The 11,750-nt window shown below is 54.1% G+C and carries 12 protein-coding genes and 1 pseudogene; 6 read left to right on the top strand and 7 right to left on the bottom strand.

The genetic code is table 11. The features are described from left to right. Positions 1-95: 95 nt before the first annotated feature. Together ABH899_RS23340 and ABH899_RS23335 are read left to right on the top strand one after the other, a co-directional pair. The gene (locus ABH899_RS23340; RefSeq protein ID WP_370000951.1) at positions 96-776 is read left to right on the top strand and encodes a PilZ domain-containing protein; all 681 of its coding nucleotides are present in this window, start codon (positions 96-98) and stop codon (positions 774-776) included. Between the two features lie 11 nt (positions 777-787). Further along, positions 788-1,600 carry an NAD kinase gene (locus ABH899_RS23335; RefSeq protein WP_042233573.1) on the top strand — a complete coding sequence of 271 codons (813 nt, stop codon included), beginning with the start codon at positions 788-790 and terminating at the stop codon, positions 1,598-1,600. A gap of 194 nt (positions 1,601-1,794) precedes the next feature. On the opposite strand, the pseudogene ABH899_RS23330 reads toward ABH899_RS23335, so the two are convergent. Next, positions 1,795-3,318: pseudogene (locus ABH899_RS23330) on the bottom strand (endonuclease MutS2); the annotation flags it as partial. Between the two features lie 479 nt (positions 3,319-3,797). Here ABH899_RS23330 and ABH899_RS23325 point away from each other — a divergent pair. Continuing rightward, a complete protein-coding gene (locus ABH899_RS23325) occupies positions 3,798-4,151 on the top strand; it encodes a DUF3243 domain-containing protein (RefSeq protein ID WP_370000946.1) in 354 nt (117 codons plus the stop codon). 112 nt (positions 4,152-4,263) lie between these two features. Here the strand turns inward: ABH899_RS23325 and ABH899_RS23320 are convergent, their stop codons facing one another. Both ABH899_RS23320 and lipA read right to left on the bottom strand, forming a co-directional pair. Then, entirely contained in the window at positions 4,264-5,064 is an 801-nt protein-coding gene (locus tag ABH899_RS23320) for a YutD family protein (protein WP_370000944.1), read from the bottom strand. A gap of 32 nt (positions 5,065-5,096) precedes the next feature. Continuing rightward, a complete protein-coding gene (gene lipA / locus ABH899_RS23315; RefSeq protein WP_256123674.1) occupies positions 5,097-6,215 on the bottom strand; it encodes a lipoyl synthase in 1,119 nt (372 codons plus the stop codon). A gap of 23 nt (positions 6,216-6,238) precedes the next feature. On the opposite strand from lipA, the gene ABH899_RS23310 reads away from it, so the two are divergent. Further along, on the top strand, positions 6,239-7,276 hold the full coding sequence (locus ABH899_RS23310) for a M23 family metallopeptidase (protein WP_370000942.1): 1,038 nt from the start codon (positions 6,239-6,241) through the stop codon (positions 7,274-7,276). A 264-nt stretch (positions 7,277-7,540) separates the two neighbouring features. On the opposite strand, the gene yunB is transcribed toward ABH899_RS23310, so the two are convergent. Next, positions 7,541-8,350 (bottom strand): sporulation protein YunB, encoded by an 810-nt coding sequence (yunB, locus tag ABH899_RS23305; protein ID WP_370000940.1) that lies wholly within the window; start codon positions 8,348-8,350, stop codon positions 7,541-7,543. 145 nt (positions 8,351-8,495) lie between these two features. Between yunB and ABH899_RS23300 the strand changes: the two genes are divergently transcribed. Next, positions 8,496-8,984, top strand: coding sequence for a hypothetical protein (locus ABH899_RS23300; protein ID WP_370000938.1), 489 nt, complete (start codon positions 8,496-8,498; stop codon positions 8,982-8,984). A gap of 101 nt (positions 8,985-9,085) precedes the next feature. Here the strand turns inward: ABH899_RS23300 and ABH899_RS23295 are convergent, their stop codons facing one another. Both ABH899_RS23295 and ABH899_RS23290 read right to left on the bottom strand, forming a co-directional pair. Further along, the gene (locus ABH899_RS23295; RefSeq protein WP_370000936.1) at positions 9,086-9,907 is read right to left on the bottom strand and encodes a TrmH family RNA methyltransferase; all 822 of its coding nucleotides are present in this window, start codon (positions 9,905-9,907) and stop codon (positions 9,086-9,088) included. Between the two features lie 7 nt (positions 9,908-9,914). After that, on the bottom strand, positions 9,915-10,574 hold the full coding sequence (locus ABH899_RS23290; protein ID WP_009673141.1) for a potassium channel family protein: 660 nt from the start codon (positions 10,572-10,574) through the stop codon (positions 9,915-9,917). A gap of 114 nt (positions 10,575-10,688) precedes the next feature. Here ABH899_RS23290 and sspI point away from each other — a divergent pair, with 114 nt between their 5' ends. Then, positions 10,689-10,892 carry a small acid-soluble spore protein SspI gene (gene sspI / locus ABH899_RS23285; RefSeq protein WP_009673179.1) on the top strand — a complete coding sequence of 68 codons (204 nt, stop codon included), beginning with the start codon at positions 10,689-10,691 and terminating at the stop codon, positions 10,890-10,892. Between the two features lie 110 nt (positions 10,893-11,002). Here the strand turns inward: sspI and ABH899_RS23280 are convergent, their stop codons facing one another. Then, complete coding sequence (locus ABH899_RS23280; RefSeq protein ID WP_370000933.1) at positions 11,003-11,725, bottom strand: MtnX-like HAD-IB family phosphatase; 723 nt, start codon at positions 11,723-11,725, stop codon at positions 11,003-11,005. Between the last annotated feature and the right edge of the window lie 25 nt (positions 11,726-11,750).

Genomic DNA, 11,750 nt, shown 5'->3' with positions numbered 1-11,750 from the left:
GTGTTATCGGCCGTAATTGATTATTATGAGAAAAGAAGGTTCGTTATGAATGAGTGTACCTAATCTGGATGCCGCCGCACGGAACCATGGTGATAATGATGAATTGGACGTATGCGCTGACCCAACATATTCTCGTACCGAAAACGGAATGCAAGCTGATCATTGTCGGAGAAACCGCCGATGGTCAGCCCTTTTGCTTGGAAACCCGCGTGTTTTTGCGCGAAGCCGGCTTGGACTTTTTTTCGGTGCATGTATATTTTGATCTCGCCAATCCGCTTGATAAGCTGGAGCAGATTTCTTTTATCGAATTCTCCTTCCAGGATCAGGGGATCAATTACTATTCTTTTGTCGATCTTGTACAGCTTGACCCGGGAGTCTCCTCTTGCGTGCTGAAGCTCGTCTCTCCGCAGGAGCTGTACTCCTATCAGAACCGCAGGCACTGCAGGAAGCCTCTTCCTCCGCACACGAACGCCACATGCCGTGTGATCGGAGCCCGGCAGCGTTCCGCCGAGGAAGCGCCCGCCTTTGTAGGGCAGCTTCTGGAAATCAGCCGAAGCGGCACTTCTATGATCACTCCGCACAGGATGATCGAATCCCTAATGTTGGAATTATCCTTCCATTTGCCTGAAGTTGAAGCTCCGCTTCTCCTGACAGGCGAAGTTCGGAGCAGCACGCCCTTCAGCAGCGATTCTTATCGCGTCGGCATTGAATTTCATGACGTTCCGCTTTCGTCATTGAATCTCATTGATACCTATTGCGAACAAACATCTTCTTAGGAGGAACCGTGTTGAAATATTTCTTAGTGCAGCGTCAGGATGATGTATCCGCCGGTCTGGCCCGCCGTTTCCACGAATTGGCCGGACAATACGGCATGGAGCTCGACGAACAGGAACCCGAGGTTGTTGTATCCATAGGCGGGGACGGCACCATGCTGATCGCCTTCCACCAATTTGCGGATAAGTTGGACCGTATTTCTTTTGTGGGCATTCATACCGGGCATCTCGGTTTTTTTGCCGACTGGAAACCCGACCAGCTCGATTACCTGGTAGAGCTTATGCATAACGGAGAAATCAATCAGGACATGCGCATTGTTCAATACCCTATTCTGGAAATTGAAATTCATTCTTCCCAAGGTGTAGAGCAGCGTCTGGCTTTAAATGAATTCACGTTAAAAGGAATCGAAAACACGCTTGTCGCCCAAGTCGACATCAACGATGAAATGTTCGAGATGTTCCGCGGAGACGGCATTTGCGTGTCCACTCCATCGGGCAGCACCGCTTACAACAAAAGTCTGGGCGGCGCCATCGTGCATCCGTCTCTGGCCGCTATCCAGATTGCCGAGATTGCGTCCATCAACAACCGCGTCTACCGGACGCTCGGCTCGCCGATGCTGCTTCCGATGCATCACCACTGCGACATTTATCCCAAATCGAAGCACCCGGTTTACCTGGCGTTCGATTATCAATATGTGCAGCGCAGCGATGTGGAGTCGATCCGGTGCCGGGTGAGCCCGAATCTGAAGGTGAAATTCGCCCGCTACCGCCCGTTCCCGTTCTGGAACCGGGTCCGCGAAGCGTTCATCGGCCACGAATTTCAATAGTGTGTTTCACGGGTGCCCCAGACAGCTCCCGCAAATAGCGAACGGGACGTTCCCGGCAAGCTTACGCTGCCGGAACGTCCCGTTTTTTTGTGATGGGTTTCGGTTTATGGTTTACGGTTTACGGTTTACGGTTTATGGTTTACGGTTTCGTACTCCCCTCATTCAGTTTTCCCATGATCCGCAAGCCTGCCGGGTCCCTCCGACGCGATTTCACGCGACCGTTCTATAATCCTCGCCGGCATTCCCAGCTTCTGCGCGATCAGAAACGCATAGCTCCGGCCGGCCTCCCCTATACGCAGCCGGTAGAGGGGCTGAAGCGTTGCCGGGTCAAACTCCATCCGGGCATTCTCAAAGCCGTCCGCCGCTTCCGCGAAATTTTTGATTTCGTTAAAATGGGTCGTAACCGTCACCGTCGCTCCCCTTCTCTGAAGCTCCTCCAGTATAGCTACCGACAGAGCGACTCCTTCGCCCGGGTCGGTTCCCGTTGCCATTTCATCGATGAGGACCAGCGTCGACCGGTCTGCCCTCTCTAAGATCTCCATCATGTTGCGGATATGAGCCGAAAACGTACTGAGGTTATTTTCAAGACTTTGACCGTCTCCGATGTCCACGGCTATTTGCGTGAATACCGCCAAGGTACTTCCTTCCGCAGCCGGCACGAGCAGACCGGATTGGGCCATCAGCGTCAGAAGCCCGACGGTTTTGAGCGTGAGCGTTTTCCCGCCCGTATTGGGGCCGGTTATGATCAGGGAATTGTAGGCTTCTCCGATGGCAAAATGCAGAGGCACCATCCGGTTTCCAAGCAGTGGATGCCGTGCATCGCGGAGGTCGATTTTACCCTCCCCGCTTAATTTCACGTTCGTCCCCCCGATTTCCAGACCGTACTTCGCCTTTGCAAACAGAAAATCATAAATACCGACCTGCTCGACGTTTTTGCGAAAAGCATCCCTGTTCTCTTCCATCATGGCCGTCAGCCCGCTCAAAATTTTCATTTCTTCGTCGGCTTCCTCCCTTCGTAGAGAAGAAAGCTGGCTTTGAAGCTCCACGATCTCGTGAGGCTCCATATACACGGTTTGGCCGCTTGCCGACTCATCCAGTACCGATCCTTTTACGTGCTTCCGGTGTTCCTTCTTGATGGGCAACACATAGTGCCCTCCCCGCATACTGATCAGGTTTTCCTGCATAACCGACCGGTATCTGTTAGCCAGAGAAGCCAGCTTACTTTTAAGCCGTTCTTCGGCGGCTGCCTTCTTTTTGCGGATTTTCAACAGCTCCTTGCTTGCCGTATCCAGGATCGCTCCGCTGCGGATACATCGTTCGATCTCTGCCTGCAGCGCGGGGAGGTCGTTCATTTCGGCTGTGTGCATGTTTACGAGCGGAGCCGCTTGAGCATGAGACCTCATGTAGCGGATAAGCTGGGTACAGCTGTAGAGAAACTGCGCGATATCGGAAAAATTCCGCTCGCTGAACACATAGCCCGACCCGAGCAGATCCAGAATGTCCCGTATGCCTTCTAGGGAGGGGATGGGAGCTCCGCGGCCTCGCTCCAGCAGCTTCTTGGCTTGCTCCGTCTCGTCGAGACGGCTTCGGATTTCCTCTATACCGGTCATGGGCATCATACTCTCGACCCGCTCTTTTCCCAGATAAGAAATAGCATGTTCCAGCAGGTGTTGTTTGATGAACTCGTAATTCAGACGTTTTAACGTGTTTGGATTCATGGGTAGTCTTTCTCTCCTTTTAATGGGTAATAAAAAAAGACGAAGAATGAGCATGCTCATTCTCCGCCTCTTCAGAAACCGGCTTTTACGAGAGCTAACTAAAAAAACCGTGCTTTTAAGAAAGCACGGAATAAGCTCAAAGCCGGGTATGCACCTGGGGCGATGATTGATTTCCGCTGTTCTTAACTAATCCACTGGAATCCGGTACGCACAACAAAATAAACATCGCCTTGAGCGACATTTAGCCTGTACGGTACATGGTCGAACTCCGGTTATGGAATTGTTTAGTTAAGAACGGACACCGACATCAAAATTTCCCCTTTTGTAAGAAGTTACCTCTTCATTATAACCAGCGCTCCGATGGCAAGTCAATACGATATCCGCCCCCCGAAAAAAAGCCCGCACCGATTCAACCTAAAATCCTGAGGGTAAGGATGTCTTGTAACATTATACTAACCTTATACAAGGAGGCGTTAACGATGACAGAACAAAATCATATGGTCGACAAAAACGGAACTTTGGATACAGGTAAAGTGAATGATGTCATGAATCGCATGGACCCGGGCGAGAAAGATCAGATTCTGAAAAACTTCGAGGAGTTCAAATCTTACCTCGGAAGCCGCGTCCACCTGGGTGAAAGCCTCGGTCTGGGTGAAGAGCAGCTCGCCAAAACGGCCGAGAAAGTAGCAGGCTACCTAGCTGCTCACGAGGAACCCCGCAATGCGGAGGAAAATCTGCTCAGAGAGCTCTGGAATGTAGGCCGCGACGAGGAGCGTCATATGCTCGCTCACATGCTGGTCCGCCTGGCTCAAAAAGCGAACAAAGCAAACTGATTGTTGCCGGACATGCCCTTTGCCGGAAGGGCACACATATAAAAACCCTCTGTCTGTCCTTATGCATAAATAAGGAGGAACAGAGGGTTTTGCTTTTGCTTGGTAATCTGAATTATTCGGAAGATTCCGGACCGGTTGGCGGAGCCGGAGTTTCGGCCGCTTGGGAAGGCTTAGGACGGTTGTTGTTCTGGTTGTTGTTCTGGTTGTTGTTCTGGTTGTTGTTCTGGTTGTTGTTCTGGTTGTTGTTCTGGTTGTTGTTCTGGTTGTTGTTCTGGCCCTGGCCGCCGCCCTGACGCTGATTGTGCGGCTTGCCGTCGGTCGAACGCTCACCCCGCTGCTGATCCCCGCGGGGCTGCCTCGGCGGACGCGGTTTGCCCTGTTTCTGGGAAACCTGGGCATCCGCACGGCCGCCTTCCTGCTGGCGCTGGGAGCGGTTCGAAGAACCTCTCTGCTCCTGCCGGGATTCCCTAGCCTCCTGCTTATGGTCGCCACGCGGCTCCCGGGTATCGCTTTTGCCTTCACGGGACTCCTGCTTGGCCTCCGCTCTGGAAGCACCCTGTCCCTGGCCCTGATGTCTGGAAGGCTTGGGAGTTCCCTCCGCCGCAGCTTCTTCCTCCGTCTGTTCAGGCGGGGTATGCTTGCCCGGAAGCTTTTCAAGAATAAAATAAGCGCATCCGAAGTTGCAGTATTCGTTCAAATAATCCTGAAGATAGACAATCGAAGATTCCTTGCCCGCTTTGCTGTGATTCTCACGGAAAAATCCTCTGAGGCGCAGCTGATTATAGCCCCAGTCACCCACTATATAATCGTAACGTTCGAGCACTTCGCTGTAACGGTCCCGGAAAACTTCCTGATTCCAACCGTTCCGGTGTTCGGTGACCAGCTCGTACGCTCTGCCTCCGATATGAATCATGTCCCAATTCCTCCCCTGTATCCCGGCGTCGGTTACGGAGCGGACGTCTGTGAGGCCGATCGAACCTGCTCATGTGCATGGTACGAGCTGCGGACGAGCGGGCCGGATTCCACATGCTTGAATCCGCGCTTCATTCCTTCTTCCTTCAACAGAGCGAACTGCTCCGGCGTATAATATTTTTCTACGGCCAAATGTTTTCTGGTCGGCTGCAAGTATTGTCCGATCGTCATAATGTCGCAGTCGTGACGGCGCAAATCGTCCATGGTCCGCAGGATTTCATCCCACTCCTCGCCCACCCCGATCATGATGCTGGACTTCGTCGGAATGTCCGGGTTCATCTTCTTCGCCCGCGCCAGCAGCTCAAGGGAGCGGCTGTATTTGGCTTTGGCCCGGACGTGATCAGACATGCGCTCAACGGTTTCGATGTTGTGGTTCAGAATGTCGGGTTTCGCGTCCATCACGATCTGCAAGGAAGCTTCATCGCCCATAAAATCGGGAATCAGCACTTCCACGCTGCAGAACGGCACTTTACTCCGCACGGCACGGATCGTCTCGGCGAAAATCGTCGCACCGCCGTCTTTCAGATCATCGCGCGCAACGGACGTTACGACGCAGTGTTTGAGCCCCATCTGAGCGGCGGCGTCGGCTACGCGTTCCGGCTCTTGAAGATCGAGCTCGGTCGGCAGGCCGGTTTTAACGGCGCAAAAACGGCAGGCGCGGGTACAAATGTCCCCGAGGATCATGAAAGTGGCCGTACGGTTCGCCCAGCATTCGTGAATGTTGGGGCATTTCGCTTCTTCACATACCGTGTGAAGCGTTTTGGAACGCATCATGTTTTTCAAATCTTTAAAGTTATCGTCGGTGTTCAGTTTTATTTTCAGCCATTCCGGCTTACGCTGTAACGGTTTAGTTGCCATTGCTTGCTCCACCTTTTGTTCGCAAGGGTTGTAAGGCCTTGCGTTTTTTCTTGTAACGTTCCCGATCCGAATACTCGCCAATTCATTCAAGGCAAGAAACCTGACGGAAGCCGGGCTTTTTTTATTATAGCACGAATGTACAAACAATCCACGCCGCTTTTCTTCACTTCCGGCCGGGCATTTAATTGGGCCTCTGCGGGATAAATCCACCAAGCCTGTACATCCTAATGTCATCAGCACCAAGAAGAGGTGATTGCATGAAAGGAATACTGCCGTCCAAAAGGCTGCTTGCGGGCTTATTAACGGCGTGCCTCGCGGCAGGCCCCCTCACGGCGACGGCAGCCGAGCCGGTCAAGGTGCCTCCTCCGGCCGCCAAACCGCAGCAGCCGCCTGATGCCGAGCGCAAAGAGCTCCTGCAGAAGGTAAGTGAAATTACAGGGATACCGTGGCCCCTGCTCGCAGCTGTGAACCGCTATGAATATACGATGAACAAAAGCCGCAAAAAAGACGCTTCCGAAAGGCTTATCGACATCGACTTTCCGGAGCTGACTTGGGTCGGCATGCTTAACCCCGACCATGAAGACACCGATCCGGGGAGCATCTCCTTTTTCGGCGGCGTCGGGGTGGACGGGTCGGGCGACGGTCTCGCCGACCGCCGCAACGACCTCGACCGTCTGGCCGTGATGGCCAGGCTGATGCTGCGCCACGGAAACGATCCCCAAGATATCCGCATTTCCTTGTGGGAACATTATTCCAATACGCGCAGCGTCGAACGCATTGAACAATTTGCGGATATCTACGAAAAATTCGGGACACTCAGTCTTCACGAGCATGCTTTCCCCCTTCCGGTCAAAGCGGAATATTCCTACCGCAGCACGTGGGGAGCGAGCCGGGGCTGGGGAGGTTTCCGCATTCACGAGGGAACGGACCTGTTTGCCGGATACGGAGTTCCGGTGCGCAGCACCAGCTACGGCATCATAGAAGTAAAAGGCTGGAACCCTTACGGGGGCTGGCGGATCGGCATCCGCGATCTCGATAATATTTATCATTATTACGCGCACCTGTCCGGATTCGATAAAAAAATCAAGGAAGGCGACGTCGTAGCGCCCGGACAAGTCGTCGGCTGGGTCGGCAGCTCGGGGTACGGAAAACCCGGTACCTCCGGTAAATTTCCGCCTCACCTTCATTTCGGCATGTACCGGGACAAAGGCCTGGCGGACTGGCCTTTCGACCCTTACCCGTCGCTGAAGAAGTGGGAGCGCGAGGAATTTAAAAAAAGAGCGGCGGGGAAATGACCCCCTCCCTCTTCCGCATCCGCCGGCCCCTATGAGTCAACAAACAGGCCTTCTCTGAAGAGAGGGCCTGTTCTGTTCCCGGCGTTCCTTGCCGGCAAAGACGGAACGAGCAGGCAGAAGCTTGCCGCATAGCTGTTCGCACCACGCGAAGCTCCCGGCACGCGGTGTTTGTCGCCGAATGACGGGGGTCAACCACCGCTGCCCGTGATAAGGCGAAAAGAGGCGGACTTCGGGCAACCTCCTTCAAACGGCTGTCCGCCCGGATTATTCCGCCTTTTTCTCCTCCGCCCCCTCGGGCTTGGTTACTCCTTCCGTATGAGCGTCTGGCTGCTGCTTCCCACTCCCCGCTGCTGGCTGTCCTTTGAGATTGGGCAGCGAAATGCTCGGGGGCACCGCATCCTTGCTCGACCCGACGGGATTCCCCTTGTTGTCGAAATAATACATAGGCACGTCGCCGACAACAAGCGAATAGGAAATCGGGATTTCGGTTTCGACGATTTCAGGTTCGGAATCGAACGGGATGATGACAGAGACCTCGGCGACGATCCGGATATAGACTTCGACGAGAATCATGTTGATGCCCGCGTTTTCATGACGGGTGCTGAGATCCACCTTAACGGCCCCTGCCGGCGTAAGCCGGATCGGGATATTCGGACCGAAAGAAGCGAGAATGGCGCTTCCCATCGCCTGCCCGAGAGGGATATGCTCGGGAATCGCCGTCAGCCGATTCAGCTGGCTTTGAACGGCCCCGCGGGTTTCGGCGGTAATCCGCATATGCTCGGAATAATTAAGCATAAAGCCGGATACTTTGCCGCTGCTGTCCGTTTTCCAGTCGATCAGCTTCTCGAAGTCCGTTCCTCTGGAAATCCTATCGGAAATCGCTTCATTGATGGATTCGGTGGCGATCTGCTTGACCCGCACTTTCGCCAGATTCATCAGCGGGGGCTTCAAATTCCGCTCGATCATAATAAACGACTGCAGCGAGACAAGCATAAAAATGAGCAGCACGAAGAACAGCCTTTTTTTCCAGCCTTGTTTGCGGGTCGGCCTGCTCTTCCATCTTTGCCGGATCATCCGTGTTCCTCCCTGTCCTGCGGCATTACTAATACCCTATGCAGGCTCGTTTTAAAAAAGAAGGCTCTTCCCGGTTGTCTGTCCCGTTCCAACAGGATATGATACAATCAGCAATTAAATCATGGAAGCTATAACGGAGGCAGCTATGCTCACTTTTGAACAAAAAATCGCCATTATGGAATCTTTCCCTGAACTCCAGCGGAAAAACGTGTCTCTCGGACGGGTCAATTTTCATTACGAAGGCAGCGCTTATGATAAAAAAACGGTCGGCTACCATTTTCATCCGAACGGAAACGGGTACATTTACGCCGGACAGATTGAGGGCGCCGAGACGGACGACAAAGGCTTCGTCAACATCCGCGATTATTCGGAAGAGCAGCTTCGAGATCTCGCCGGCGCTGCGATCCGGTCGTTAACCGCCGGCGCCGGAACATCCGGCACGGCAGATCACATAACCGGCTCTTCGGGGCACGACGAACAAACCTGGGAAAACGCCGACGGACACGTGCTGACGGTCAAGCCGGAAGATGACATGTGGTTTATTCATGCGGGACTGAACCTGGATTCCGTTTTTGAAAGTTACGAAGAAGCGGTGGAGTATCTGGAAGAGGAAGGTTTTGCGCGTAAGAAGTGAGGGCGCCCAGCCGTAACGGCCGACGGCGCTAAATTAAGAAGAAGAGCCTCTTTTTCAAAAGAAGGCTCTTCTTCTTGTGTCATGAAATTCAACCGGCGAGGCTAAACGGACGAGCCGGCTAGCCGCTGCCGCGACGCCTCGAAAAGCAGCACCGTCGTCGCCATCGCCACGTTGAGCGACTCCGCCTGCCCCTGCATCGGAATAATCACCCGATGCGTGGCAAGCTCCCCGGCCGCCGCGGACACGCCGCGGCCTTCGTTGCCCACCACGAGCCAGGTCGGGCGGGTCATATCGAGCGCATAGCAGCTCGAATCCGCCTGTAGGCTCGTGACGACGATCTGCCGGCCCGCTTCGCGCGCGGCCGGCAGAAGCTCCTGCAGATCCGCCTCCACGATCGGCAGATGAAACAGCGATCCCATCGTCGAGCGGATCGCTTTGGGGTTGTACAGGTCGACGGTCCCCCGTCCGAGCACGACCGCAGAGGCGCCGACCGCGTCGGCGCTGCGGATAATCGTGCCCAGGTTCCCGGGGTCCTGGACCCCGTCGACCACGACCACGAGATCGCTGCCGGTATCCGCCAGCAGCGTCTCGGCCGGCTCCGCCGGCTTGTCCACCACCGCGAAGATTCCCTGCGGTGTCTCCGTGTCGGTACAGCGCTCCATGATCGGGCGCGTCACCGACACGGTCTCTATCCCGGCCGCCTCGGCATGGTCCGCCAGTGTGCCGGGCAGGCCCTTGTCCACCTCGTACACGAGAGTGCGGACAGGAGCGCCGGCGCGGACGGCCTCCTCGACGAGATGAATCCCCTCGATGAGGAACGCGCCCGCTTTCTGCCGGCCTTTGCGGTCCAGCAGCCCGGCCCATTCTTTCACTCTATTGTTCTGCACGGACGTAATGTCCGGCTGATTGTATGCTTGTGCCATGGTTGATTTACTCCGAATATTCGACTTCAAAACGTTTTAAATCCTTGTTATTGCCGAGCACGATCAGAATTTCCCCGGGCTGGATAGGCGTTTCGACGGGCGGAGGAATGATGAGCTGCTCCTGCCGCTTGATGGCGATCACGTTGCACTGAAATTTCGCGCGAAGGTCGAGATCGCGCAAATTTTTACCGACCATCCGGTCGTTCGCCTTCATTTCCAGAATGCTGTGTTCGCTCGACAACTCGATATAATCCAGAATATTGGGCGATATGAGATGATGGGCAACCCTTTGGCCCATATCCCGCTCGGGATAAATGATTTTGTCCGCGCCTATCTTGCGCAGCACCTTGCCGTGAAGATCGTTAGCCGCTTTAACGACGATGGTCGGAATTCCAATGTCTTTCAGGAGAAGCGTAGCCAAAATGCTGGCCTGTATATTTTCACCGATTGCCACGACGACAACGTCGAAATTGCGTATACCGAGCGCTCTCAAGGCCTCTTCGTCGGTGCAATCCACTTGTACGGAATGCGTGACAACCGTGGATATTTCCTGGATGCGCTCTTCACTGTGATCCAGCGCCAGAACCTCGAATCCGAGTCCCGTCAAGTTTTTGGCTACCGACGATCCGAAACGGCCCATTCCGATGACCGCAAACTGTTTTTTCATGGCATTCCATCCTTACGCTTTAGGATACCTGATTCTGAAGTTTATTATAGCATGATTGCTTCCGTTTTCGAGCATATTAAAGACGAAACCACACGGAAGCGAGGCGTATAAGGCATGATCCTCAGTTTGCGGCAAGCGATTGTTCAACGGGTCGAAGGAAAGTCCAATGACGAGCTGAAAGAAATCATCGACGATTCCATTGACGGCCAAGAGCAGGCACTTCCGGGACTCGGTGTTTTATTCGAAGTGATTTGGAAAAATATCGATTCCGAGAAGCAGTCCGAGCTTGTTTCGGCATTGCACGATCATTTGACTTAAAACCCGGCTTATCATCGCCGATCTGTTCCCGCCCGGGCGGTCGTCAACCGAAAGGCGGCAGCCGCTGTTCGCCAGCCGGCTGCCGCCTTTTCAACTTTTTTATAACCGCATCAGAATTTACAAAAGCTGTGTCCCGCCGGTTCCCTGCGCTCCGGGCTGTCGGTCAGAAAATGCTCTTCCCGCTCCCGAACCACCTTCAAAATATCATGAAACGTGGCAAACGGAAAAAAAGAGATTTCCTCCCGCGTCAAATAACGGGCCAGACTGCTGCGGGCAAAAACCCAATCGGCATAGGCCGAGCCGTAAATATCGCTGCTGCCGTCGCCTATATAAATGACTCGGCAGCCTTCTTCTTTCAGCTTGCGCACAACCCCGGATTTGCAGCAGCCGCACCAGGAGCAGGCCGGGTTCATGTTTTGCGTCCCCAGTGTGTAAGCGCCGTCCTCCCCGTATTGAATCGGATTGGAAATAACGGTGTCAACGGTGACGTGATTGGCGGCCATGATGCGGTCGATATAATATTTCATTCCGTCGCTGAGAATGGTCACCGGAATGCTTTTGGTTTTACAATACGCCAGAAATTCTTCGGCTCCGTCCCTCAGATTCATGCGGTCGGCGATGGCGTTCACTTCCTCCTGCCGGTCCCCCAGCAAGCCGTAGGACGTGTGGATCCATTCCCGTGAACCGATTTCCTTGTTCAAAAAACGCTCCAGCTTCCCCCGGACATCCGGACGGTCCTCCACGCCAAGTTCCTTCATCAGGGTCGCCCCTACATCCTGCTCCATCAAAGTGCCGTCAAAATCGGTCACAACGACCAGTTGTCCCTTCTCCAAACGATATCCGCTCCCCTTGCAGACC

The organism is Paenibacillus sp. RC84 (assembly GCF_041260495.1).
In the GTDB taxonomy this organism is placed as follows: domain Bacteria; phylum Bacillota; class Bacilli; order Paenibacillales; family NBRC-103111; genus Paenibacillus_F.
Note: the sequence above shows the minus strand (reverse complement) of the source record. Positions and strands in the feature narration are given on the sequence as shown.